Here is a 22,146-nt window from a genome sequence, read left to right on the forward strand (position 1 = left end):
ATAACTGCTCATGTGTTAAGCTCTGCAAGTAATGAACCGTCAAAACAACCGAGCGTTGCTCATTCTGACCCTGGCCCTGGCTGTTATCGCTGGCCTGCTGATGTTCAACCTTGCCAAACGGCCCAAGCCACAAAGCAGCGCCGCCATTTCTACCGAGCAACTGATTCGGCCTGACAGCCCTTTCCTGGAGCCTGCTGACGCTAAAGTCACCATCGTGGAATTCTTTGACCCGGAGTGTGAATCCTGCGCCGCTGTCGAACCTGCCCTCATGGACGTGATGCAGAAGTACAACGGCGAAGTGCGACTGGTAGCCCGCTACTTCCCGCTGCACAGTAACTCCACGCTGGCCGCAGGACTAATTGAAGCTGCCGCGCAGGACAGTGCTGACAAACGCTGGCGGATGCGTGATTACCTGTTCCAGAAACAACGCGAATGGGGCGAGCAGCAGACTGCACAGACTGATAAATTCCTGGACTACGCCGAGGACATGGGCCTAGACCGCAGCAAAGCCCAGGCCACGATGGAATCCGCTGCGGTGCGTGACCTGTTGGCCCGTGACCGCAAGGACGGGGAGGCCGTCGGCGTGACCGGAACACCTACCTTCTTCGTAAACGGTAAACCCCTCCCAGAACTGAGCCTGGAAGCGCTGGAAAATGCTATTCAGGAAGGGCTGAACGAGTAATCAGGAATCCATTTCATGTCCAGGCGTATAGCGACATAAGGGCGAAAGAACCCCTGATGTCTTTCAAAAATGGTCGTTTTCGCACGATTCTTGGCGACTCATAAATTACTCATCACAGATGGCGCAAAATCGGGTTTTCGCTAAAGTGTGTCTGAAAACTCCTCAGGGCATATCTTTGGCCAGTCGTCTTACCATCAAGCGAATCATAACCTCGTAGACGAGGTTTTCTGAGGTTTCCGGCAATGCTTCGTAATCTTTGGACATCCGCCTGGATTTACCTATCCAGGCGAAGGTTCGTTCAACCACCCAACGACGTTTCAGCACGACGAATCCTGCTGGCACCTCCACAAGTGGTGGAGGTGCGTCTTTTGGTGCCCAGGTACCCTGCCGCCCCGACCAAGGATGCTTGACGATTTCCAACGTCCAGCCCAAATGTTTTCTGATTTCAGCTCCCAATTTGCCGGTATATCCTTGGTCTGCCCAAAGATGTTGCATGCGTGGAAAAACGTTGGGCAAGTCTCGCAACAGGAGGATCGCGCCGGCGCGATCCTGATAATCCGCTTCATGTACCTTGATCGCCATGACGAGGCCCTGGGGTTAGTCCAGTTTTGAGTCGGTGCAGTTAAGCCTCACCATAGGAGGCAAGACCATGACGACCAGAAAGACCTACACTGCCGAATTCAAGCGTCAGGCCATCGAACTCGCTGCACGTGAAGATGTCGGCCCAATCCGTGCTGCACGTGACCTCGGAATCAGCCCCTCTGTGCTCTATCGCTGGAGACTCCAGGCTCAGAAGGCTGGGACAGCCGCATTCCCAGGTCAGGGTCGAACGACCCTGACGCCACAAGAGCAGGAAATCCAGCGGCTCCAAAAAGAAGTTGAGATTTTGCGTCAGGAGCGTGAAATCTTAAAAAAAGCAGCAGCCTTCTTTGCCAAAGAAAATCTCTAAGGTTCGCGTTCATCGCTGCTCACCAGGGTGAATATCGAACTGATGTCATGTGCAGAGTCCTGCAAGTGACGCCCAGCGGCTTCAGGAGCTGGCGAAGAAGGCCATTATCACCGAGAAAGATGGAGGACGAACATCTCAAACCGCTTGTTGAGGACATCCACCATCAGCATAAGGGGCGCTATGGAGCGCCCCGGATTCAGGCTGAACTGGCAGCCAAGGGTCATTACCACAGTGTCAGACGGATTGCTCGCCTCATGCGTGACCTTGGCCTGTACGGCAAAACTCGTCGCAAGTTCGTCAAACTCATAACTTGCACCTTGCATAGCTGAGCGAATAGCCGTGCTGGAGCAAGAATTCTTGCTCTTTTTGAAGCTGGCTCAGCAGGTGGTTCAGCCTGACTTCGGGGAACAAGGTGTACAGAGCCAAGCGTGCAGCTTCCTTCAAGGTCATGTCCTCTGAGCGGTGCAGCATGGTCAGGGTAAACGCCAAGAAGACCATCAGAATCCACCGATCCAGACCCCTGGCAGTTCGCAGCGCGAACTGCGCCAACCCAAACTGATGCTTCCCCTCCTTAAAAAAGGATTCCAGTGCCCAGCGCCGTTTTCCTTCGGCCAGGATGTCCTTCCCCTCTATTGATGACGTGCTAAGTCGGTAACACTTCAGGGTAGATACCTAGCAATTTGGCTGGGAGTTGCCGATAGCGGATTTTCGGCCATACCGTACGGAGGTAAGCCTTGAGTTGCTCCAGCGTCTCTGGGCAAAAATTGGCGAGTTGGTGGTGTTTGACATAGGCCCACACTCGTTCAATGGGGTTGAGTTCAGGGCTGTACGGTGGCAGGTACGTTAGGCTCAGTCGTTCATGTTGTGATACGAAGGCCGAAACGGCCTTCGCCTTATGGATTTTAGCGTTGTCCACCACAACAGTGATCTTCCCCTTGATGTGTCGCATCAGATGCGTCAAAAATGCGATGAAGCCCATCGCTTTGACCGACCCTTCGTGTGTCTGCTGGAAAAACTGGCCCTTAGACGTAATCCCGCCAATCACGGAGAGCTTTTTCCAATTGGTCTTGGCCAGAATCACTGGGGTCTGACCACGCGTGGCCCAGGTGTTGCCAATCACGGGCTTCATACTGATTCCGACTTCATCGGCCCAGACGATGGTTTCACCATCATCTATCTTTTTTTTCCAGGACTGGAAGCTCTGCTTCCAGCCAAGCGTCGACCTGCTCAGCATTCTGTTCCAACGGGCGTTTTTCTGCTTTCTGCCAGGAAAAGCCCCAGCGTAACAGCAGCTTTCCGACCCAGTCGTGGTCATACCAGACACCATATCTGCATCCAATCTCGTCGCGAATACGTGCGGTAGTCCAGCGCCCGTCTGGAAAACGCTGTGGATCTGGCCCTGCCTCAATCATCGCCATGATTTCAGCCACTTGGTGATCGGTGAGAAAGGAGGGACGTCCAGAGGAGAAAGTAGCTTCAAGGGTATCGCCATGTCGTAAGCGCTGCCGCCAGGTACGAACAGTGCTGGCGCTGACACCAAAACGCTGGGCAATCGTCTTGGAGGACAGGGTCATATCGGAGAGCATCGGAAGAGCGGCGAGTCGCCGCTCTTCCATCTGCTGACGTGTCCATCGGCTGGGCCGCCAAACCTCACTCACGGTTTCAGTCTAACTCTGTCGTGAACTTACCGCGTTATCAATAAGTAGCTTCCAGGTGTAGATTGCATCATATTGCAATTCCCCAGTTGGCTCCACCAACTGCCCTTCGCAAATCTGTTTTGTTCTGGTAGTGGCGTTCTGGCAACTCTTGATATTTCAGGTGTCGCCACTGGGGCTCCATATCATTGAGTTCAGGGCTGTAGGCGGGGAGATGGGCGATGATGAGACCGAGGCCCTGCCACCTCTTCCGTTGCTGGTTCACTGCCGAGCAAGTGTGCACACTTGCTCGGTCCACAAGGACAACCGTAGGACATTCTGGATTCGCATCAGCAGCAAGAACCTCGATGAAATCCACAACGGCCTGACCTGTAGTATTTCCCTCTATCTCTCGGTAAAACACTGTTCCAGACCCATATTCCACAACTCCCATTAAGTTCAATCGGGCACGGATACCACGAGCTTTACTCGTGGGTACACGGAGGGGCTGCTGAATAGGTCGCCAGCTATAGGTATTGGGTTGAGTCAACCAAATAGCGGCTTCGTCGAGGAAAAGAAGTTTCAGGAGGCCGAACTTGGCCCCCTTTTTACCACTTCAAGGTTTTCCTTGAACCTGGCTTTTTCCTCTGGGTCAGCTTGTCCAGCAACGACGTAGCGGGTACGCTGCCAAGTCAGTCCCAGCTTATGGAGCTGGTCCGTAATAGCCGTGTGTTTGAGGTGTATGCCATGTTCTTGGACGAGATATTCACCCACTGTCTTGGCGGTCCACACTCGGTCATCTTGAGCAATCAGCCGTTTCAAATCTTCGCCAATCTCAGGCGTAATCTGACTCTTGCTTCCAGGGTGGATGCGCTCTTTGAGCGCATCTAGGCCACCTCAGTAGGTGACAACTTCGTCTAAAGGCGCTCCTGGTGGGCAAAAGGGCTGGGTCAACAGGTCTAGGACAGCCATGAACTGTTTGGGTTTCCACCGTAAGGCATCCACGAGATGCTGAGCACCGTGCCGCACCAGACTGACCGCTCTACGACCATGCTTGAGAACGGGGATGGGCTGGGTCTGGCCCAGCCAGACCCCCAGGCGCAAGCAGAACACCCAGGCCAGTGTCACCAGGCCAAAGAGCCGCTGTAGACGGCTCCTTTCCGTCATCCCAGTCCGCTCCAGGTCGAAGCCTCGCATCTTGAAGCTGCTGAAGGTGCACTCGATTGACCAGCGCTGCTTGTACAGCTTCCAGGTCTTCCGAGCGCTGAAATCTGTGGCAATGATGACGAGGTCACCTGTGGATGACCTCGTCGCGACCACCCGCATGAGTTCGCCAAACACGAACACCTTTTCGTCGATTTCATGGAAATGACCGTGCTGGACGTGCTTAAACCATTCCTTCCCATTCGTGTCGTCCAGCATGTCGCTGTGCCGAATGCGGATCGCCCGCTTGATGCCTTGACGACGGAGAAAACGGAACCACTCCGCACCGATGAACTCACGGTCAGCCACCAGGCCTTGCCAGCGTTTCGCTGGCAAGACGCGGAGGAGCTTCAATACCAGCCACATACGGGCATAGGTATGGCTGTTCCCAGACTCATCAAGAGGAACCCAAATCAGGGGCAGGGTGAAGCCATGAACCACGGCTCCAAGCACCAGAAAATTGATGGGCGTTTCCCCATGCTCCCAGTTGGTGCGGTCCAGACTCAGCAACACCTTCCCCGGTGGAAGATGGACGACGAGCAGAGCGATGAAAAAGTCCATGTCCAGCTGCTCATCCCGGAAGGTTCGGTCCGCCCTTCTTTTCTTGGCTTGCGGCGTGCTGATACCGGGCATGTGAGGACTCAGGTCGTGATGATTGATGCTCCTCGCGGCAATCATCGCCAGAAGCACATCGATCAGCCGCTGAAGGGTGTCAATGCGGAGGTGACTCGCGTGTGCTTTGAAGTGGCGGGTCAGTACGGTAGCCTGCTGGGCGGCGGATTCTGTTGTTTTCACACTCTCAGGAAACCGTGAACAGTCGGCCCCATCAAGCTTGATGGGGCCGACTGTTGGTTTTTGCCGTCTAGGACAATGTGAAACTGAAGTTGTCACCTACTGAGCTAGGCCACCTTCGCGGTAAAGGGTAATGACACGACGTACGCGGGTAGCAGTCAGGATACCCATGCCTGCAATCTTGTAGGAGGATAGTCCCTGGTGAGCATGCCAGAGGGCAAAGTACCGTTTGCGCTCACATGGAAGGACATCAGTCGAAAACATTAATTGCTGGAGCCGAGTTTCGTCTTCAGGAGTCAGTTGGGGGTCAAGTCGTCTGATGACTTAGTCTACACCCGGAAGCTACTTAACAGCTCGGACGACACCGCGAAGAATTCGCGGTCCCCCCGGTCGATCCTCCCCAGGGACAGTGTTTCCAGGGACCAGTTGGCGAGGTTGACGTACCCTCCATGCGGACAATCCGCCACCGTCACCCGCCCAGGATGGTCCGTGCGCCGGTTGCTCCGCACACCCACCACGAACTCAAAACCCAGGCGCTGCACACCTTCCAGAAAGACAGCGGATTCGAATCCGCTGTCTGCCAGCACACAGACCTGGAAGCGCTTCCGGATGAAGTCGGGGGCCTCTTCCAGCAGATCAAGGGCCAGTGTCACCGGGGTGCTGGTGTGCTTGCCCTGGTACACCCGGTAAGAAATGGGGAACTTCAGTTCCTCGTACTCAGCGAACAGGACCACCAGATGAATGCCGTGCCTGCCGTTGTACACGCTGACATAAGGCAGCTGGGTGCCCACCTTTTCCACCGTGGTCAGGTCCACACTGAGCCGCAATCGAGGTTTGCGTTTGTGGCGAGCCGCGTCCAGCAACATGCGCCATTGGGTGTCCTGCATCTCTTCCCAGCAGCGGTCTGAATCCCAGTCATAGACATTGAAAAATCGGCTCAGTGCACTGGGACTGACCCCTTCAGCCTGGCTGAACTTGGTCTTCCGACCTGGACTGTGGAAGAGGTGCAGCGAAGCTTGCAAGCTTCGCTGCTGATACGGCGTCTCTGGAATGTCCAGAACCTGCTGTGCGAAAATACGGGTGCGCTCCCCTGAAACCTGTTTGTTCACACTTCCAGATTTTCAGGTCTGGGAGCGCTTTTTGTCTCCCTATTCAGGTGCAAGTTCTGAGCAGAGTCCTGAGTGTCCAGTTCACACTGAGCTGGAACCCGAGACCATGCAACATATCGAGATGAAAAAGGCGCTGGCTGCCAAGCTGGTGGAGTTATACGGCACAGGAGAAGTGCAATTCGAGTCCAGGGTGCAGGAGGCTGGGCGGATTGCCGACGTGTTGCTGACCTTGCCGGACGGGTCGAGAATTGCCGGGGAAGCGCAGTACTCCCCCATCGTGACGGCGGCCTTGCAGACGCGCACCATGTCCTACCTGGACGCCGGGATTGAGGTGATCTGGGCGTTCGAGGACAGCAAGGCCAGCCGGCGCGCCAGCAGTTGGGGGGCGCAGCGCGAGTGGCTGCTGGAGCAGGGGCTGCCGGTGATGTTGGCCACTTTGAGCTACGAAGATCAGGTGCTGTGACCGCAGAGATGATGTCCAGGGAACAGGCCCAGTTGCCGGTCAAAGCAAAGAGGCGCGAGGTGGTGGGCTGTGAGCTGCATGGGCATGGGAGGAAGTACAGCTGTGAGCTGTCGGTGACCGGGCCACAGGTCTTCTCGGCAGAGGCCTTGAATTTCCGTGTCCGGACACCCCAGGGATACCGTCTGCAGCTGCTCTCCCCCAGTGATCTGACCTTGCGTGTTCCGTCCGGGGCGTCATCTACACAACTTGCAGCGGTCCTCGGCCGCTGGCTCAGGCGCAGACCCGAATTCTCCCTCAGAGGGGTGTACGCCGGCGACGCCAACCGCTTTCTTGAGGCGCTGGGGCTAGGATGGCATGTACTTGAGGACGTGTTGCTGGCCGAGCTGCACACAGGTCGACCTGGGTACGCGCCCGCTGGTCCCTCGTTGCTGCCGCTGCCGTGGTTGCGCTTCGGTGAAGTGCCGCCCGCTTGGGTAGCGCAGACAGCGGCCAACATGGTGGCTGCTGATGGGGCTTACCGTGCGCTGGCCATACCCTTTTGGACAGAGCGGCTGCGGGACACCTCGGACGTGGCCGGAGCGCTGGAGCTGGAGCCGGATCAGGGTGTGCGGCGAGCCGTGCACGAGCATTTTTTTCTGGATGAGGCCGGGCAGGTGCGGGGACAGGCCATGCTGCAGCGTTTCGAGTCGCACATCCCGCCGCCTGGGGGATACATGGTCCTGAACTGCGCTGCAGGCCGCTTTCTTCTGTGCAAGCGCGAGGTTCCTCAGGGGCTGGTGGCGTACACGCTGGATGGTCAGCGCCAGTGGCACTGGCACCAGGCCGCGCTGTACCTGGAAGGTGGTGGGCGCAGGCCGGTGTATCAGGGCCCCAAGGACATGGCGGAGCTGCTGGACTGGTTGCTCGATGCGAATCTGTCCTTGCTGCCAGGGCCGGTGGGTGAGCGGCTGCTGGCCGAGCTGCGGGGGCTGTGAGTGGGATCAGACGGCTCAGGCACCATTACTTCCTGCGGATTTCCACTTCTTCTGTCACTGGATTCCAGCTGAACCGGTAGCCTTCATGCCGCTGGATATGGGTCACGGCCCATTCCTGTAACAGCGCGATGCAGCTGTCACCCGCAGAACGCTGGCTCTGGTAACAGATGCCCGCACAACCCTGCTCGCGGAGACGCTCGCCCAGCCTCTGCGAAACCGTGTAATCGTTGGGGTCTACCTGCAGGGCCTGCACGTATTCAGGCAGGCTTTCCGCTTCGACCAGATCGTCATCGACATAAGAGCTGTAGCGGGTGTAGTCCGTGCTGAACTCCTCCAGGCCCTCGGCGATGGCCCGCAGGGCGAAGTGATAGCCCACCTCGTGCTGTGCCGTTTTCAGTTCAGCCGCATACCAGGCCCCATGCCCCTCAAGGGGAATGTTGAACCTGGAGTTGCTGGCGTAATGGAAGCAGGCCTGACGCACGCTCTGGTAAGGTTCCGAGGTCTCACCTTTGCCGGCCATGACCCGTCCATTGGTCAGGTTGTCCAGATCGAGCAGGGCGTCATACTCCTCTGGTGTCTGGGCATGCTCCCTGAGGATGGGGGGGTCGTAGCAGGAGGGAATCAGTCGGGAAGGGCGGCCGGTAAAGTGCCGGATGCTCAACCCTCCACCACCCGGACGCCGACCTTCGCCGCCCTGGCCCGGTCCTCTGCTGCAGCGTCCCCAAACTGACCTGAGCGGTCCGCGTCCAGCAACTGACGCACCGTCAGCATCGCCGGAATGCCGCCGCTGAGCATGTAATCGAGGGGACGCTGACCGTTCAAGGTTCGTCTGCCGTTCGGACGGGTCAGCCAGACTTTGGAGGCCTCACCCACAAACAGGATGCGCAGGGCCTTGTAGATGCCGGTGACCAGACTCATCCGGGTGAACTGGTCCACGCTGAGCCTCTTGGGAAGGTCGCCCTGCAGGGCACGCTGCAGGGTGCGCTCACTCAGGTCGAGGAGCCTGGCCTGCTGACCGCGGTTCACCTGCAGGTCATCCAGCATCCGGACCACGGCCGGCAAGGCGGCCGTCAGACGCCGCGCCGTTTCAGGATCAGAGAGATCAGGAAGGCGCTGATGGAGGTGTTCTGCAGCAGCAGGAACATAGAGGCCTGGGTCATCACTGCTCCTTTCTTGAGAGAAGACTACCACTGTCGGCTTATAAGACGACAGCAGTCGGCCTTACCGTTCGTTGATTTCTGTCTCCAAATAATCGTTCAGCGTCACGCCCAGCGCTTCAGCTTCGGCCCAGGTGATATCAGTGTGGGTTTCCTCGCCTTCTGTGCGTTCGTCGATCAGCTCTGGCGTCAACCAGACCGCAATCTGGCGGCCATCGGGCAGGGTGAAGCGGTTGCCCGTTTGCTGCACCCGCTCGTCCGTGATGGCGAGGCTGGCCGCTACGCTGATGTCGTACATCGTTTCCTGGGTGTCCTGTTCCTGCTTGTTCTGTTCCTGGCTCATGCTTCTTCCTTTCCGGTCTTCACGTACAGCGCCTCGCCCTCTGGCGTGACGCGCAGGCCCGGCAGCTCCAGCGGCTCGCCCGTCTCTGCCAGGTAGGCTTTCTCCCCGACCACCTTCACCACCTTCTTCAGCAGGGTGCCGTCCACCTTCGTGACAATGGCGCTCTGGGCTTCTTCCGGCCACAGCTCCAGTGGCACGTCCGCCCCGTTCACGCTGCCCGGCTTCTTCCTCAGGCCGATGGTCCCGGTCAGGAACTTGACCGAGCGGCTGCGGCCGGTGAGCTGCGCGCGCAGTTCCCGCTCGGCGCGGTCCGCGAAGTGATAGTCCAGCCCCTCTTCCTGGCGTTCGATGTCCCGCAGCATCGCTTCGTACTGGGCTCTGAGCCGGGCCTTCTGGCTGGCATAGTCCGCCTTGCGGCCGGTGTACCACTCCAGGAAGCTGCCAGGGTCGCCGGGGACCGCCTGGTCAGCGTCGGACAGTTCGGGTGCTGCGGGTTCAGGTGTAGGGGTGAGGTTGGTCTGGTGCGGATCTTCGATCATAGGGTGCTCCTGTTTCTGAACCTGTGGGTTCGCCCCTTCTCTCTTCCACGCGGAAGCGTGGCAGGGAAAGAGGGCTGAAGCTGGTTGGCTTTTGTTGGTTGCTGGCCAGAGAAAAGGCGGCCCTCTCGTGTGGAGAAGACCACCGGGGAGGCGAAAAACTGAAAGACTGGAAGGTTGTTAGAATCCGATGAAGATCGTGATCACGGCTTGCGTGGTTACAGTCTGGCAGGTGTGGATCATGGTTTCAGGCTGCTTTTTGCAGAGGTCTGCTGATTCGCCGCTTATGGAAAGTTCCTGCCGCCTGAGATTCCTATATGGACCTCGCCTTGCGTTCCCACAGCAATTTCTGTTCAACCTCGCCCTGTAGGCATTCGTAATTGATGTGCAGCTCATCGTGGATCTGGCACATAGCACCGACCTGACGGGCAGTGATTTGTAGGGTCTCGGGGACACTGAGCTGCTTTAGGATATGGCATGGACGAGCAGCAGCAAATGTACACGATCCTGAAACGCGCTCAGCAGAACCCCCGATTGACTCTCCAGACCAAGAGCGACGATCCCGATGCACCTATCATCGAAAAATTGCTGACTCTGGAATTTTTAAGACTGGATTCTGCGATGTATGGTGGGCGGCTGCTGAAACTGACTGCACAGGGCTTGCAGGCCGTGTCTTCGGCTGATGCGACAGGTGTACCACGCATTGAGTTGTCAACCCAGGAGCGACCCATAGCCTTCCACCAGACGAACTACGGGACAGCCAACACCCAGCTTGGTGACCACAACAGCATGCATGTGCAGGTGGGTTCACAGGATGCGGAACGCCTGCTGAAATTGATTGGTGACCTGCGTTCCCTTGTCCCAGATTTGCCTGAAGAGGAGCAGGAAGAAGCAGAAAGTGCCCTTAAGCATGCAGAAAAGGCTGTAAAAACCGGAGCTTTTGAGAAACTCAAAAATTATGGTCCTGTTCTATTGGGATTAGGATTACAGTCTGCCGAGTTTGCCGCGAAGGTTAAGGAGCTGTTCGGTGGCTGAAATTGATCAGGCGCTGCGCACAAAGCTTCACGTCCTTCAGCAGGCGGGACTATTGCAAGTACTGACGGGGCAACTGGCTGAGATGCTGGGACACTCAGAGGCCGATATTCAGAGCAGTTTGAAGACGATAGGAGTGAAGACGAACGACGGAAGCGTGTCTCTGAGAGATCTGTCGTTTGAGCAGCACGTTGAGCGGGATGCCTACACCCAGGTTGGGAGTCATAATCAGCAATTTAATGTTCATGGGCCGCTGGTTCAGGTGCCAGGCAGCACCGCTGAGCATTTGCGCGATCTGTTTCCACAGCCAGGCGAGAAGGCCAGGACCGCACTTCGTCAGGAAGGCGAGGCATTCATAGGATTTTTGCAGACCTTGCCGGAATTATCGCTGCATGGTCCAGAGGCGGCCATAGCGTGGTATGAGATGGTGGAGGGGCGTTGCAGGCCGCTGGCAACGGCCTTGGTCGTTGCGGTAAAGCAGATCCCACCTGAGATCGTTTCGGCAGAGCTAAAAGGGCTATTGACCGAGGCCATCAAGGTGTTGCGGCTGCGCATTGACGGTCATGTCGACTACTCGCTGGGGTGGCGCGCCTATCCACTCCTCATCCTTGCCACGGCGGTTCTGGTGGCTGTTTTGGACTCACGTCGCTGGGACGTCCTCCCTGCGCTTGTCAGCCCCACTATTTCTGCCGGCAATAAGCAGATCCGGTGGTTATATTTGACAGGATACGCGGATGGGCTAACGGACCGAGGATTTTATCCTACAAGAAGCCACTCCCAGACAGGAGCACTGGCCATAGAAGAACGCGTGACCGATTTGCTGATCGGTGAGCAAGGCTGGCTTAAAGAGGAGCTGCCGGTATACGGCAATGAGCAACTATTGCGGCAAGCACACGCCGTGCTTGCCTTTCTGACTTTCGATGCTGAAAGAAGATATTTCGGAAAGCAGTCGCAGGAATTTGCCCGCTTAGGCCGTTATCTTTGGGACAGTAAAACGGCTCTGGAGGGGATCGCCGAGTTCTCAAGGGGTGTCGCAAATCTCGGAGAGGCAAATAAGGTGCTGGTTGACGGGGGGACTTTATTGTCCTCGGATTTTGGCAATTTGATGAGCCAGCCGCGAAATCTATATTGAGAAGCCGGAGATGTTTCAAAAGAGCTGCTGCCAAAGGCGGCGATTCAGCTTCCGCTCTCCTCTATGGGTTCAGAATCGTAGGACGTCAGAATACTCTCTTTAGTCCAAAGGGCGTTCTGATCTATGATGATTGTTGTATTCGAGGTGAATCTAAGTGATGCTCCTCTTGGCTTTTCAGGCGGTGTAAATGCCCTGACATCGGATGCACAGTTGAGCTGAAGCTCATCTTCTCTTGCGCCAGATTGATATTTCAAGAAAGCTATTACATTCTCTATCGAGGTCTGGAGGAACTCTAATTCCCAGGCCATTTGATGGGGTTCCCAGGCAACCGAACGATCACGCAAATGAAAGTTGTGCTTACTACCGTTGACTGGATTTGCTACGTAGTATGATGAACCGAATTCACTTTTTCCAAGTGAAATCATCTTCGCAGGTTCCTCTCCTGGGCTTTCCGGAATGCCGATTTGGAGAGACATCCCCCCCATCCGGAGACGCAACCCGTGCTTGATGCTGTTGTGTTCTAAGGAGCGGCTCTCGTCTCTGAAGTCGTGCGCAAGCCTTCGCCATAGATCAGCGAACCCCTGCACGTTCATTGCTCGTTGTTCTTCGGTGATATCACTGTGCGATAAGAGAATGAGCTCGGCTACTTGCTGCCAATTCAACGTTGCTAACGGCCACCGGGTTTTGAGATCCCCACCTGTAGAAATCTTATCAACTACCTTTCCAATCTCATCCCGGTATTTCAGCATGTAGGCTACAGGCGCTTCTGGTGCCTGCAACGCTGCGCCGATGAGGGCAAAGAACGTTTCCAGCGCCTGAGCATGGGCATTCCTGAGGGCTGTTGCAGCAAACTGACGATCTGCTGGGGAAGCAGAATCGTCTGCAAGCACAGCTCCGTGCGTCCGGCTCAGATAACCGAAATAAGCTGGGCGAAGTCCTTCGAGGAATCTGAGATTTTCTTGTTGAACGTCTGGAGAAAAGAAGTTGAAAGGAGTCTCGTCAATCATGAATGGAATGTTTTCTAGTGAAATATTGGTTCCATTTGTCATTTAATTATTATGATTGACGTTTTCAGGGTTGTCGAGTCTTTCTGATGCCGGGAATGGCTCAGGCCATCCTGAGTGCGGAATTTACTTTTGTTATTCCACGGGCGGGTCATGCAGCTGGGCGAACGGTTCAGGGTGATTGAGCTTTAGTGCCGCGAACTGCACATTCACCAGGCGGCGGGTCAGCTCCTGAATGGTTTGTGCCTGGGCGTGCAGATCCTGAAGCACTCCAGCACTGTCTCTGACCGTCAGCATCTCGAATTGTGCTTTTATGGCTTGGACGGCCCTCTCTTTGGCCTCTTGATCCTCTTCTCGGACTGCTTCTTTTAACAAGGAAGCTGCGTTTTCCGTCCGTGCCGCTTCCCAGAGGGCATCACTCAGCTGCGCAGCTTGGTTCAGGGTCCAGTCGTGTTCGGCCGTAAATTGGCCCAAACTTTCAAGCTTTTCAAGAAGAGATTGAAACAGCCGATGTTCTGCAGGCAGAAAGTAGATCGTGGTGGGTCGCAGGTTTTGTAACTGCAGCAGCATCTCGGCTATTTTATGCACCTCGCCGTGCTGCTTGGTCAGCTGCTGCCTGAACTCGTTCGTATACGGCTCTGTAAGAACTGGGATGTGGCGGCGGAAAGTGAGTAGGCGGTTGTCCAACTCGAACAGCACACGGCTGACCTCCTTGAACGTTTCGTGGCGCTCTTTGAGCCACAGGTCGGCCTGCCGGTTGCGTTCTGCGTTTCGGAGTGCCAGGATGGCTCCGCCCCAGACCCCCAGGAGTGTGACCATTCCGCTGACAAGGATTTTGACCCACTCAGGACTCATGGGTCGGCCTGCCTTGTGCCCGCTTGAGATTCTCGGCCAGCAACTGCTCCAGCACTTCCGCGTCACCGAGTGGCCACGGCCAGCCGTAGGCGGCGGCCACGGCGGCGTCCAGGGTGTCATGGGCGCGGGCCAGCGCAGCTGTGCCGGTGATCTCTTCTGTGCCGGTGTTTCGGTACGCTTCCAGCCGGTTGTAGATGCCGGTCATGGTCAGGGGTTTGCCATGTCCGCCCCGTTTGCTCAGCAGGTGGGCACGCATGGCTTCCAGGTGCCGGGCGGCCTGTTCTATGGCCTGCGCCTGGGCCCTGTCCGGGTCTGGGAAGGGGAACGTCTCGAAGCAGGTGCTGGGGGTGTAGGAGAGGTCCCCTGCCACGCCATGTGTGCTGCCTTTGCGCTCAGCCCATAGGACGTGTGGGCGGCTGTTCAATATGCCGAAGTCCAGATAGCTCTCGCTGGCAATGACGGCCAGTTTGTTGCCAGGAACCACATCAGCGCCGAGAAACACGAAAAAGCGGTGCTCTGAAACAATGGACGTGACGATGAAGCGGCTTAGTGCCTTGATGGCCTGCCGCATGCCGGGGCGCTCCTCGTTGAACCTCCACCAGTTGCGCCGGTTGATGTCGCGGTTCATCTTGTCTTTTTGCGGTTTGACCAGGGTGCGGACGATGCTCATCGGTTGGTCATAGGCCGCAGCTTCTTCAGCGCTCAGGCCGCTGAAGTCGATGATGAAGCGCTCGGCGTCGTGTCCGTTCACGTCTTTGCCGACCTTGAAGGGCCGGATGACAGCGCTGTTGTCGCGGCCATCAGGGTTGGGCAAGTTCCGTATGTTCTGGGCATCTTGCTTGGTCAGCAGGAAATGCTTGCTGCCGGGAATGACCCCGATAAAAGACCGGCCTGCATTGCTCCGCAGTGCCGTAGCGCTCCGCAGGTCCGGACCACTGCGGAGGTCAGCGTGAAGGGTGTTCACCTCCGTGCGAACGGTTACGCGGCGTTTGGGGTCACGTTCGTCGCCTTCATGGTGCAGCAGCGCCCTGTCCTGCTCCTCGCCGCCGTCGAACATCACGATGGCCGTCCTGACGGCCGCCCCGCTCTGAATCCAGGCCCGGTCCGGCCACGCCGCGAAAATGCTGCCGGTCTGCGTGATGCGTTCCAGCACGCGCGCGTTTTCGCCCATGCTGATGGAATTGGTGGCAATCAGGCCGACCCGTCTCGTGCGGCCCTGTTCGACGTTTTCCCTGGCCTGCTCGAAGAAATAGCATACGAAGTCGCTCTGGCCCGGCACCTTGCCGGCGTAGGCACGGCGCAGGCGGTCTACGTAACCGCCGCCCAGCTGCTCGCGCATCGGGGAGTAGCCCAGAAAGGGTGGGTTGCCGGTGATGAACTCCGCCGCCGGCCAGGGCCGCGCCTCTTCCCCGTCCATCACCGCGTCGCAGTGCGTTAGCCCTGGGAGGCTTCTCAGGACCGGGGAAACCTCGCGTTTTTCGCCGTGTTCACGCATCCACTGCAGGTAGCCGATGTGCAGCACCATCCCGGCGATCTCGTGTGCGTAGGGATTGACCTCCATGCCCAGCAGCTGCGCCGGGCTCACTTGCGGCGCGGGGAGCAGGTCCAGGGTGACAGCCCGGACGGTTTCGCGCACCTCCAGTTCCAGGTCGAGCAGGAGCCGCAGCGTGACGTACAGGAAGTTGCCGGACCCCATCGCCGGGTCCATCACCGTGACGCCGGCGAGCCGCTGCTGGAAGGCGCTCAGACGCCCCACCACCTCGCCTGTCAGGGTTTCGGTGGCCGCCTGCTGGGTGAACAGGTCGCCGCTGGCCGCCCGGTTCTTCTCGATGTCATGCAGCAAGGGCTGAATTTCGCTGCGGACCGTCTCCCACTCTTCCCGCAGGGGCCGGAACACCACCGGCTCCACCACGTCCAGAATGTCGGCCAGCGGCGTGTAGTGCGCGCCCAGCTGCCAGCGTTTGCCCGGGTCGATCACCAGCTCGAACAGGGTGCCGAAGATGGTGGGGTCGATCTGGGACCAGTTGCGCTTCGAAGCGTCGTGCAGCAGGTTGATCGCTTTGAGGTCCAGGGCGGGGGCGTGGGTGGCCTCGAAGACGCCGCCGTTGATGTAGGGAATGCGTCCCTGCATGGTGGTGCGCCCGACCTTCATGGCGCCGAACAGTTCACGGCACATCTCAGGGAAGTCCTCAGGATGCTTTTTTGCTGCTCCCAGCAGCCGCCCGAAGGTGGCTTCCGGGAGCAGGCCCACGTCCTCGGCAAAGAGGGTGAACATCACCCGGATCAGAAAGTGCGCGGTTTCTTCCGGGTCTTCGCCCTTCGCTTTGAGCACGTCGCTGATGCGCGCCAGGGACTCGACAGCGGCCACCGTGGCCAGCTCGATGGTATGTGCGGGGTTGAAGGCCTGCGGATCGGTCCACAGCAGCCGCAGCCGCTGGCGCTTTTGCTCGCTCAGCAGGTCATCCAAGTCATACTCTTCGACGTGCTTCTGGGTGCCGGTGAAGTTGGTGTGGATTCGGATGGTCTGCATGTCGCACACGGCGAGCAGCGGCGGGTTTTCCAGGTCTTCGCGGTAAGCCAGCAGCTGCTGATAAGTAGCTTCCAGGTGTAGATTGCATCATATTGCAATTCCCCAGTTGGCTCCACCAACTGCCCTTCGCAAATCTGTTTTGTTCTGGTAGTGGCGTTCTGGCAACTCTTGATATTTCAGGTGTCGCCACTGGGGCTCCATATCATTGAGTTCAGGGCTGTAGGCGGGGAGATGGGCGATGATGAGACCGAGGTCCTGCCACCTCTTCCGTTGCTGGTTCACTGCCGAGCAAGTGTGCACACTTGCTCGGTCCACAAGGACAACCGTAGGACATTCTGGATTCGCATCAGCAGCAAGAACCTCGATGAAATCCACAACGGCCTGACCTGTAGTATTTCCCTCTATCTCTCGGTAAAACACTGTTCCAGACCCATATTCCACAACTCCCATTAAGTTCAATCGGGCACGGATACCACGAGCTTTACTCGTGGGTACACGGAGGGGCTGCTGAATAGGTCGCCAGCTATAGGTATTGGGTTGAGTCAACCAAATAGCGGCTTCGTCGAGGAAAAGAAGTTTCAGGAGGCCGAACTTGGCCCCCTTTTTACCACTTCAAGGTTTTCCTTGAACCTGGCTTTTTCCTCTGGGTCAGCTTGTCCAGCAACGACGTAGCGGGTACGCTGCCAAGTCAGTCCCAGCTTATGGAGCTGGTCCGTAATAGCCGTGTGTTTGAGGTGTATGCCATGTTCTTGGACGAGATATTCACCCACTGTCTTGGCGGTCCACACTCGGTCATCTTGAGCAATCAGCCGTTTCAAATCTTCGCCAATCTCAGGCGTAATCTGACTCTTGCTTCCAGGGTGGATGCGCTCTTTGAGCGCATCTAGGCCACCTTCGCGGTAAAGGGTAATGACACGACGTACGCGGGTAGCAGTCAGGATACCCATGCCTGCAATCTTGTAGGAGGATAGTCCCTGGTGAGCATGCCAGAGGGCAAAGTACCGTTTGCGCTCACATGGAAGGACATCAGTCGAAAACATTAATTGCTGGAGCCGAGTTTCGTCTTCAGGAGTCAGTTGGGGGTCAAGTCGTCTGATGACTTAGTCTACACCCGGAAGCTACTTAGGCCCGGTCCAGATTCTTGCCTTTGCCCTTGTACTCGAAACCGAAGTGCCCGCGCTTCCATACGTCCGCAAAGCCGCTGCCGCCGGTCACCTTGAGCACCGGCTTTTCGAAGCGGTAGTGCTGGCCCTCCGGGTCGGCCTCCATCGGGGTCGGCACTCCCAGCAGCTGGCACAGGTCGATGAAGTGGCTCTGTGCCGCGCCTTTCTCGTTCACGGTGGCATTCCGGTAGCGGGCGACGAACTGTTCGGGCGAGATGGGCATGGGTTCAGTATGGCTTGCATTCGGTGTGTGCTGGTCTGGCATGGGGACCCTTGTCTGGAAGGTGGGCAGGCTTCAGGGGGGCAGGGCTGCCAAGCAGCTCGGTCAGCAGGTCGGCCGCGCTTTGGGGCTGCCTGCTGGGGAGCCGCGCTGGGTCCAGCGGACGGTGTACTCGTGGCCGATTTTTGGGAGTGGTGTGCTCAGACTCATGCCCTGTGCACCTGCGGCATGAGCCGCCAGGGACCGCGTCGTTGCTGGTGTGCGATTTGCCCTGCACAAAAAAAGCCCCCTGGGCGGGGGGCATGTCTAGAATCGAGCAGCGAGGCTTAGGGGTCAAAGAGGCTGACCACCGCAGCAACCAGTCGCAGGGCCGAGGCAAGCACGTTGATCCATGCTGCCCGGATGGCGTCCGGAGTGCGGCGGTCTGTTGTGGTATCATCATGGTGCTTATCCATGCTTACCACCCGCCTTTCCGGCACTTGGACTGCAACTCCAAGTGCCATTTTTGTGGACTTGGAGTCTCGCTCTTCCTGCTGTCATGCATCACGCCCAGGGGACACGTTTATTTTAGGGTGTCATACAAGGCCAGTCAGCCATTATCAGGCATTTTTCTGGAATAATCTTCATTTCTTGCGGACACGCCTTATCAATTGATGGGATTCATTTGGCTCATGGGCTTTCGTTCATTGGCTGTCCGTCAGTCCGCGGCCGATGTCCTTCCAGCCGGTACCGATGATCCAGCGCGAATGGGCCTGAGGCTCGGCCGCAAGAATCTGCGGGTCGCTGAGGTTCACGCCTTTCAGGATGATGTCTTCGTTACTGTCTGCATGGGTGCGGATCAGGACGTTGCTTCTGGCAATCTGGTCGTTTTGTTCGCAGTCCAGCAGGGCGTAGAGGAAGGCGTCCTCAATTTCGAAGCCGTTGCCGGTGTCGTTGGCCCACTGCTCGGCGGCCTGTTGGAACGCGGCGCGGTACGGCTGGTCCAGCCGAATCAGAGAGCAGCCGCCGGTGCCGCTGTTCTCAGCGTGGCCGATGACCTTGCCGTCATGGTGGACGGTGCAGGAGAACGCGGCGCCGTTACGGGTGGGTGCGGTGTGAACGTCCATGACATGGTAGCCGTGCAGCAGGCTTCGTTCGTTCCTGGCGAGGTCCTGAACGTCCACCTGGGTGACTTCGAACGTCACGTCTTCCCAGTGGCCGGTGCCGTGCTGGAAGTCCAGCTGCTCTGGGCTGGCTGGGGGTTGGTCAGCCAGTTCCAGGCAGTGCTGGAAGCAGGCCAATTGGGCGCTGCGGGCGTTGGCGTGAAGGCCGAGGCTCTGCGTTTGTCCGGTCCACGTCAAGGTGGCGGTGTAGATCTGCTGCATACGTATCTCCTGAGAGGGAATGGAACGTCGGCCCAGCCTCTTTTCAGCCCTCTCGGGCTGTCAAGGCCTCCGCCTGAGCTTTCACGGCCTTTAGGCCCGTGAGCCAGCGCCCGTGGTCCGGCACCTCGCCGTCCACTTTCAGCAGCCACAGGCGGTAGTCGTGACTGGACTTCCCCTGCGTGAAGCTGGTCCGGCGCTCTATGGTGTAGGTGTGACCCGCATGCTGGGCTGTGAGGTACTCGCCGTCCGAGCCGAAGTTTGTGCCGCGTTTCCATTTCAGTGCCATGCCTGAACCTCCAGGCTGCCGGGAACAGGCCCACGTTTCGCCCAGGCGTGAAAGATGTGTGCGCGCACGTTCCACCCGCCGTACTCGCAGCTGATCTGCCGGCCCCGTCGGGAGTGCACGGTGGCGACATTGACCCGGCAGTGGACGCAGGTGCGCGAGTGGAAGAAGTGCAACCGGCCGTCCCCGTGAACGGGAAAGTTGAACTCGTGGGTGCACAGTTGGCCGGTGAAGCCTTCGGTGATGACCACTGCGCCGGGATAGCGCTGCTGGGGGTCAGGGGCAAAGACCGGGCTGTAGAGGCCGCAGTCCTCGCCGATGTCCTCGCAGAGGTGTGGCGCGGGTGGCCGCCCGGAGTCGCGCCACAGCAGGAGGGTGAGAGGATCAGGGTGAAGCAGGGCCACCTGGACGCCTGCCGGCAAAGCGGGTGCATCTGGCAAGGTTGGGACGGTCATGCCCTGAGTGTGCCTGACGGTCTGGTTGGTTTGCTTGTTCTCAGCCGCTTTGCTTCTCTACCCACTCCCGGATCTGCGCTTTGGGAATGCGGTGTTCCTGCGTTTCATCCAGCCCGGCCAGGAACTCCTCTTTGAACGCCTGATGCAGTTTCCAGGCCAGCATGGGGACCCGGCTGCGGTCATGCAGCTGCACCGGCCGCATGGGGCCCTCTTCCAGTTCCAGGCGGCGGGCCTGGATGGCCTCCAGTCGCTTTTCACCGAGACCTGCTTCGAAGGCTTCCCAGTCGTCACTGTCTTTTGGGTACCCGAACTCGGACGCAAGCTGTTCGCTGACCGGCGGATTGGGCGGGGGCAGCAGCGCCGCTAGGATGCTCAGGGCGGTGTCGGCCGGGCCACTTCCCCGGTAGCCGCACTGGGGCACCCCGTCCGTGGAGTGATGCTGCCGCATTGTGACGTTGAGATACTGCCCGGCCCTGAGGATGATGTGCTCATGCCCATCTTCGTATGCCGGCAGGCCGCAGGCGTCCCCGATGTCCTGCAGGGCGTCCAGCAGGTACAGCAGGCCGAGCAGTGCTTCCACTTCCGGGCGCTGTTGCTCCCTGAGTTCTGCGATCAGTCCGGTCAGGACTTCCTTTTGCCCGAACAGGCTTTCCCAGTCGATCTCGCTCAGCAGCCTCCGCACCGAGTCACCATGGAGTTCCAGTTGCAGCACTTCGGCCTGGGTGGTGATGTACCCACTGTCGTAGAGGGCCTGCAGTTTCTCCAGGGGGCTGCCTTCGGGGTGGAAGAGGTCGTTCTCCTCGCCGTCTTCCAGGTCATCGTCTGTGATTCCGCTCTGTACGCTCAGGGCCAGGTCCATCAGGTCCTGCTCTGCTTCTGCCTGGGTGAAAAAGACCTTGTTGCCGAGGGTGGGCGTGTCGTCATCGGGATTCAGGTGGGCCAGGTAGACGGTGGTGGTGGTCTGGGTCATAGGTGTTCTCCTTGGGCAAGTTTTGAAAGCGGAATTCAGTTTCATGGGACTCCTTTCAAACAGAACTCCCGCCGGGAAGGCGGGAGGGGGAAAGAGCAGAAAGAAATCAGGGCTCCAATGGCCTGAGCTGGAGCCTCAGGAAGTCCAGGGCCACCTGTTCGTCCGGGTCGTCGGTGCGTTCCATCTGCTCTTCGATCAGGCCGATCAGCACGTCCATATCGGTTTGCGAGAGCCTGACCGGCTGCTCGGGTTCCGCCGCCTCTGTCTCGATCTGGTGGCTGAGCCTGCACAGTGCGTTTTTGTAGCTCACGCCCTGTACCGCCGGGCTATGGCCTGCAGCTCGCCCTGGAAGGCGTGGACCGCCCGGCCGTCCCAGGGTTCAGCGGCTTTCATCTCGGTGCGCACCTCCTCCTGGCGTCTGAGCAGGACCGCACCTTCTTCCGGGGGCAACGCAGCGACAACTTCTTTGTCTGTCCGCAACTGGAACAGGCCATGTTCCATGTGGACGTGGTAGAAGTGCGGCAGAAACGAAGCCGCGAGGTGGGCTTTCGGGAAGTCTGCCTCCTGCAGCTGGCCGCCCCCGCAGACGAAGACCCGCACGCGGGTGTCGTGCTGGTGATAGTCCAGGGCCTCATGGACACCGCTGCCCCGGTACAGCAGCAGATGGGTGAAGTGCTCTCCGAGCAGCCAGACGAACTGCTGGGGGTTGTGCGCCAGACTGGCCCGGTCCCAGTGGGTGACGTCCCGGTACCGGGGGTTGGGAGACGCCTCTGCCACGGCCAGCACCTGCCCGTAGGCGCGGCTCTGGGGGACCTGGTGGATGGGGTCATCCGCGGCGGGCTCAGCCGGAAGTTTGAGGTGCTGGGGGTGTCCGGGGACCGGCGAGGGTTTGGTGAGGGTCATAGGGTCTCCTTGCTGAGCAGCTGGCGCAGCAGCTGTCCAAAGGCGAGGCGGCAGTCTGTGGGCCAGCAGGGGGACGCGAACTCCTGGGCGTACTGCTCGGCGCTCCAGCCGTGGGTGCTCCTGGCTCCGCCCGCTTCGCCGGCATGGTCGGCGGCCCGCAGCTCGGCGGCGGTAAGCCAGGCGTCCCGTTCCCAGTCGGGTTTGCCTTCAAGCTGCTGGACCAGGTCCTGCGCCGCGCATTTGATCTGATCGCGTGGTCCGGAAAGTTCTGCGGCCTGTGCCCGGTTCCAGGCCTGGATCAGGGCGCTGCCGGCCTGGGTGTAGGCCTGATGGGCTTTCAGGAGGTGTGCATCTGCATCTGTCATACCCCTCCACTTCCGCGTGAGCGGGAGG

At 58.5% G+C, this 22,146-nt stretch carries 30 protein-coding genes and 2 pseudogenes; 7 read left to right on the top strand and 25 right to left on the bottom strand.

The window, feature by feature from the left end:
- The first annotated feature begins 31 nt into the window (after window positions 1-31).
- Window positions 32-682, top strand: a complete 651-nt coding sequence (locus tag LMT64_RS13600; RefSeq protein WP_229253601.1) for a DsbA family protein — start codon at window positions 32-34, stop codon at window positions 680-682.
- Between the two features lie 162 nt (window positions 683-844).
- On the opposite strand, the gene LMT64_RS13605 is transcribed toward LMT64_RS13600, so the two are convergent.
- On the bottom strand, window positions 845-1,264 hold the full coding sequence (locus LMT64_RS13605; protein ID WP_229253602.1) for a transposase: 420 nt from the start codon (window positions 1,262-1,264) through the stop codon (window positions 845-847).
- Between the two features lie 67 nt (window positions 1,265-1,331).
- On the opposite strand from LMT64_RS13605, the gene LMT64_RS13610 reads away from it, so the two are divergent.
- Window positions 1,332-1,631 carry a transposase gene (locus LMT64_RS13610; protein WP_083801594.1) on the top strand — a complete coding sequence of 100 codons (300 nt, stop codon included), beginning with the start codon at window positions 1,332-1,334 and terminating at the stop codon, window positions 1,629-1,631.
- 119 nt (window positions 1,632-1,750) lie between these two features.
- Window positions 1,751-1,960: an IS3 family transposase gene (locus LMT64_RS14335; RefSeq protein ID WP_169310711.1), complete on the top strand. Its 210-nt coding sequence runs from the start codon at window positions 1,751-1,753 to the stop codon at window positions 1,958-1,960.
- Here LMT64_RS14335 and LMT64_RS13615 read toward each other — a convergent pair.
- The 6 genes and pseudogenes from LMT64_RS13615 to LMT64_RS13635 form a co-directional block, all read right to left on the bottom strand.
- Window positions 1,935-2,240 (bottom strand): annotated as a pseudogene (locus LMT64_RS13615) (IS701 family transposase); the annotation flags it as partial. The gene LMT64_RS14335 and the pseudogene LMT64_RS13615 overlap by 26 nt on opposite strands.
- Window positions 2,241-2,274: 34 nt before the next feature.
- A protein-coding gene (locus LMT64_RS13620) for an IS630 family transposase (protein ID WP_229253457.1) occupies window positions 2,275-3,247 on the bottom strand; the annotation gives its coding sequence in 2 pieces (ribosomal slippage) (window positions 2,275-2,823 and window positions 2,825-3,247; 972 coding nt in all).
- Window positions 3,248-3,356: 109 nt separating this feature from the next.
- Window positions 3,357-3,851, bottom strand: coding sequence for a transposase (locus LMT64_RS14340; protein ID WP_380100579.1), 495 nt, complete (start codon window positions 3,849-3,851; stop codon window positions 3,357-3,359).
- A complete protein-coding gene (locus tag LMT64_RS13625) occupies window positions 3,848-4,087 on the bottom strand; it encodes a helix-turn-helix domain-containing protein (RefSeq protein WP_229253603.1) in 240 nt (79 codons plus the stop codon). Before LMT64_RS13625 ends, LMT64_RS14340 begins: the two co-directional genes overlap by 4 nt.
- Before the next feature lie 75 nt (window positions 4,088-4,162).
- Window positions 4,163-5,146: an IS4 family transposase gene (locus LMT64_RS13630; RefSeq protein ID WP_126353712.1), complete on the bottom strand. Its 984-nt coding sequence runs from the start codon at window positions 5,144-5,146 to the stop codon at window positions 4,163-4,165.
- A gap of 446 nt (window positions 5,147-5,592) precedes the next feature.
- Window positions 5,593-6,369 (bottom strand): annotated as a pseudogene (locus LMT64_RS13635) (transposase); the annotation flags it as partial.
- 106 nt (window positions 6,370-6,475) lie between these two features.
- On the opposite strand from LMT64_RS13635, the gene LMT64_RS13640 reads away from it, so the two are divergent.
- Entirely contained in the window at window positions 6,476-6,832 is a 357-nt protein-coding gene (locus LMT64_RS13640; protein ID WP_041223069.1) for a competence protein CoiA family protein, read from the top strand.
- Window positions 6,829-7,806: a hypothetical protein gene (locus LMT64_RS13645; RefSeq protein ID WP_126353438.1), complete on the top strand. Its 978-nt coding sequence runs from the start codon at window positions 6,829-6,831 to the stop codon at window positions 7,804-7,806. Before LMT64_RS13640 ends, LMT64_RS13645 begins: the two co-directional genes overlap by 4 nt.
- A gap of 25 nt (window positions 7,807-7,831) precedes the next feature.
- Here LMT64_RS13645 and LMT64_RS13650 read toward each other — a convergent pair whose 3' ends face one another.
- From LMT64_RS13650 to LMT64_RS13665, 4 genes are all read right to left on the bottom strand, one after another.
- Window positions 7,832-8,467 carry an RES family NAD+ phosphorylase gene (locus LMT64_RS13650; RefSeq protein WP_013615892.1) on the bottom strand — a complete coding sequence of 212 codons (636 nt, stop codon included), beginning with the start codon at window positions 8,465-8,467 and terminating at the stop codon, window positions 7,832-7,834.
- Entirely contained in the window at window positions 8,464-8,859 is a 396-nt protein-coding gene (locus tag LMT64_RS13655; protein WP_229253604.1) for an antitoxin Xre/MbcA/ParS toxin-binding domain-containing protein, read from the bottom strand. The genes LMT64_RS13650 and LMT64_RS13655 overlap by 4 nt, the downstream gene beginning before the upstream one ends.
- A 168-nt stretch (window positions 8,860-9,027) precedes the next feature.
- Window positions 9,028-9,306 carry a hypothetical protein gene (locus tag LMT64_RS13660; protein ID WP_126353442.1) on the bottom strand — a complete coding sequence of 93 codons (279 nt, stop codon included), beginning with the start codon at window positions 9,304-9,306 and terminating at the stop codon, window positions 9,028-9,030.
- Window positions 9,303-9,845, bottom strand: coding sequence for a hypothetical protein (locus LMT64_RS13665; protein ID WP_211334205.1), 543 nt, complete (start codon window positions 9,843-9,845; stop codon window positions 9,303-9,305). The genes LMT64_RS13660 and LMT64_RS13665 overlap by 4 nt, the downstream gene beginning before the upstream one ends.
- Window positions 9,846-10,319: 474 nt before the next feature.
- On the opposite strand from LMT64_RS13665, the gene LMT64_RS13670 reads away from it, so the two are divergent.
- Window positions 10,320-10,877, top strand: coding sequence for a hypothetical protein (locus tag LMT64_RS13670; protein ID WP_126353444.1), 558 nt, complete (start codon window positions 10,320-10,322; stop codon window positions 10,875-10,877).
- Window positions 10,870-12,006, top strand: a complete 1,137-nt coding sequence (locus tag LMT64_RS13675) for a hypothetical protein (protein WP_126353446.1) — start codon at window positions 10,870-10,872, stop codon at window positions 12,004-12,006. Before LMT64_RS13670 ends, LMT64_RS13675 begins: the two co-directional genes overlap by 8 nt.
- A gap of 44 nt (window positions 12,007-12,050) precedes the next feature.
- Here LMT64_RS13675 and LMT64_RS13680 read toward each other — a convergent pair whose 3' ends face one another.
- From LMT64_RS13680 to LMT64_RS13735, 14 genes are all read right to left on the bottom strand, one after another.
- Complete coding sequence (locus LMT64_RS13680; protein WP_126353448.1) at window positions 12,051-13,055, bottom strand: hypothetical protein; 1,005 nt, start codon at window positions 13,053-13,055, stop codon at window positions 12,051-12,053.
- 90 nt (window positions 13,056-13,145) lie between these two features.
- Complete coding sequence (locus LMT64_RS13685; RefSeq protein WP_126353450.1) at window positions 13,146-13,865, bottom strand: hypothetical protein; 720 nt, start codon at window positions 13,863-13,865, stop codon at window positions 13,146-13,148.
- Entirely contained in the window at window positions 13,855-16,395 is a 2,541-nt protein-coding gene (locus LMT64_RS13690; protein WP_126353452.1) for a class I SAM-dependent DNA methyltransferase, read from the bottom strand. Before LMT64_RS13690 ends, LMT64_RS13685 begins: the two co-directional genes overlap by 11 nt.
- 87 nt (window positions 16,396-16,482) lie before the next feature.
- Complete coding sequence (locus LMT64_RS14345; RefSeq protein WP_169310664.1) at window positions 16,483-16,941, bottom strand: transposase; 459 nt, start codon at window positions 16,939-16,941, stop codon at window positions 16,483-16,485.
- A gap of 32 nt (window positions 16,942-16,973) precedes the next feature.
- Window positions 16,974-17,342 (bottom strand): winged helix-turn-helix domain-containing protein, encoded by a 369-nt coding sequence (locus tag LMT64_RS13695; protein WP_169310663.1) that lies wholly within the window; start codon window positions 17,340-17,342, stop codon window positions 16,974-16,976.
- Window positions 17,343-17,517: 175 nt separating this feature from the next.
- On the bottom strand, window positions 17,518-17,781 hold the full coding sequence (locus tag LMT64_RS13700) for a type IIL restriction-modification enzyme MmeI (protein ID WP_126353526.1): 264 nt from the start codon (window positions 17,779-17,781) through the stop codon (window positions 17,518-17,520).
- 323 nt (window positions 17,782-18,104) lie between these two features.
- Entirely contained in the window at window positions 18,105-18,233 is a 129-nt protein-coding gene (locus tag LMT64_RS14215; RefSeq protein WP_267869790.1) for a hypothetical protein, read from the bottom strand.
- Window positions 18,234-18,461: 228 nt separating this feature from the next.
- Entirely contained in the window at window positions 18,462-19,142 is a 681-nt protein-coding gene (locus LMT64_RS13705; protein WP_126353528.1) for a hypothetical protein, read from the bottom strand.
- Window positions 19,143-19,185: 43 nt separating this feature from the next.
- Window positions 19,186-19,428, bottom strand: coding sequence for a hypothetical protein (locus LMT64_RS13710; protein ID WP_126353530.1), 243 nt, complete (start codon window positions 19,426-19,428; stop codon window positions 19,186-19,188).
- Window positions 19,419-19,880: a hypothetical protein gene (locus tag LMT64_RS13715; protein ID WP_229253580.1), complete on the bottom strand. Its 462-nt coding sequence runs from the start codon at window positions 19,878-19,880 to the stop codon at window positions 19,419-19,421. The genes LMT64_RS13710 and LMT64_RS13715 overlap by 10 nt, the downstream gene beginning before the upstream one ends.
- A 40-nt stretch (window positions 19,881-19,920) precedes the next feature.
- Window positions 19,921-20,850, bottom strand: a complete 930-nt coding sequence (locus LMT64_RS13720) for a hypothetical protein (RefSeq protein WP_229253581.1) — start codon at window positions 20,848-20,850, stop codon at window positions 19,921-19,923.
- Window positions 20,851-20,956: 106 nt separating this feature from the next.
- Complete coding sequence (locus tag LMT64_RS13725; protein WP_126353534.1) at window positions 20,957-21,160, bottom strand: hypothetical protein; 204 nt, start codon at window positions 21,158-21,160, stop codon at window positions 20,957-20,959.
- A complete protein-coding gene (locus tag LMT64_RS13730) occupies window positions 21,157-21,753 on the bottom strand; it encodes a hypothetical protein (RefSeq protein ID WP_229253582.1) in 597 nt (198 codons plus the stop codon). The genes LMT64_RS13725 and LMT64_RS13730 overlap by 4 nt, the downstream gene beginning before the upstream one ends.
- Window positions 21,750-22,118, bottom strand: a complete 369-nt coding sequence (locus LMT64_RS13735) for a hypothetical protein (protein WP_126353537.1) — start codon at window positions 22,116-22,118, stop codon at window positions 21,750-21,752. Before LMT64_RS13735 ends, LMT64_RS13730 begins: the two co-directional genes overlap by 4 nt.
- Window positions 22,119-22,146: the final 28 nt, after the last annotated feature.

It is taken from the genome of Deinococcus radiophilus (genome assembly GCF_020889625.1).
GTDB classification, from domain to species: Bacteria; Deinococcota; Deinococci; order Deinococcales; family Deinococcaceae; genus Deinococcus; species Deinococcus radiophilus.

Excerpts from the sequence above, each read along its gene's own strand:
- LMT64_RS13600 (WP_229253601.1), top strand. The coding sequence starts at position 32 with ATGAACCGTCAAAACAACCGAGCGTTGCTCATTCTGACCCTGGCCCTG.
- LMT64_RS13605 (WP_229253602.1), bottom strand. The coding sequence starts at position 1,264 with ATGGCGATCAAGGTACATGAAGCGGATTATCAGGATCGCGCCGGCGCG.
- LMT64_RS13610 (WP_083801594.1), top strand. The coding sequence starts at position 1,332 with ATGACGACCAGAAAGACCTACACTGCCGAATTCAAGCGTCAGGCCATC.
- LMT64_RS14335 (WP_169310711.1), top strand. The coding sequence starts at position 1,751 with ATGGAGGACGAACATCTCAAACCGCTTGTTGAGGACATCCACCATCAG.
- LMT64_RS13630 (WP_126353712.1), bottom strand. The coding sequence starts at position 5,146 with ATGATTGCCGCGAGGAGCATCAATCATCACGACCTGAGTCCTCACATG.
- LMT64_RS13640 (WP_041223069.1), top strand. The coding sequence starts at position 6,476 with ATGCAACATATCGAGATGAAAAAGGCGCTGGCTGCCAAGCTGGTGGAG.
- LMT64_RS13660 (WP_126353442.1), bottom strand. The coding sequence starts at position 9,306 with ATGAGCCAGGAACAGAACAAGCAGGAACAGGACACCCAGGAAACGATG.
- LMT64_RS13665 (WP_211334205.1), bottom strand. The coding sequence starts at position 9,845 with ATGATCGAAGATCCGCACCAGACCAACCTCACCCCTACACCTGAACCC.
- LMT64_RS13670 (WP_126353444.1), top strand. The coding sequence starts at position 10,320 with ATGGACGAGCAGCAGCAAATGTACACGATCCTGAAACGCGCTCAGCAG.
- LMT64_RS13680 (WP_126353448.1), bottom strand. The coding sequence starts at position 13,055 with ATGACAAATGGAACCAATATTTCACTAGAAAACATTCCATTCATGATT.
- LMT64_RS13685 (WP_126353450.1), bottom strand. The coding sequence starts at position 13,865 with ATGAGTCCTGAGTGGGTCAAAATCCTTGTCAGCGGAATGGTCACACTC.
- LMT64_RS13690 (WP_126353452.1), bottom strand. The coding sequence starts at position 16,395 with ATGCAGACCATCCGAATCCACACCAACTTCACCGGCACCCAGAAGCAC.
- LMT64_RS13695 (WP_169310663.1), bottom strand. The coding sequence starts at position 17,342 with ATGGGTATCCTGACTGCTACCCGCGTACGTCGTGTCATTACCCTTTAC.
- LMT64_RS13700 (WP_126353526.1), bottom strand. The coding sequence starts at position 17,781 with ATGCCCATCTCGCCCGAACAGTTCGTCGCCCGCTACCGGAATGCCACC.
- LMT64_RS14215 (WP_267869790.1), bottom strand. The coding sequence starts at position 18,233 with ATGGATAAGCACCATGATGATACCACAACAGACCGCCGCACTCCGGAC.
- LMT64_RS13705 (WP_126353528.1), bottom strand. The coding sequence starts at position 19,142 with ATGCAGCAGATCTACACCGCCACCTTGACGTGGACCGGACAAACGCAG.
- LMT64_RS13710 (WP_126353530.1), bottom strand. The coding sequence starts at position 19,428 with ATGGCACTGAAATGGAAACGCGGCACAAACTTCGGCTCGGACGGCGAG.
- LMT64_RS13715 (WP_229253580.1), bottom strand. The coding sequence starts at position 19,880 with ATGACCGTCCCAACCTTGCCAGATGCACCCGCTTTGCCGGCAGGCGTC.
- LMT64_RS13720 (WP_229253581.1), bottom strand. The coding sequence starts at position 20,850 with ATGACCCAGACCACCACCACCGTCTACCTGGCCCACCTGAATCCCGAT.
- LMT64_RS13730 (WP_229253582.1), bottom strand. The coding sequence starts at position 21,753 with ATGACCCTCACCAAACCCTCGCCGGTCCCCGGACACCCCCAGCACCTC.
- LMT64_RS13735 (WP_126353537.1), bottom strand. The coding sequence starts at position 22,118 with ATGACAGATGCAGATGCACACCTCCTGAAAGCCCATCAGGCCTACACC.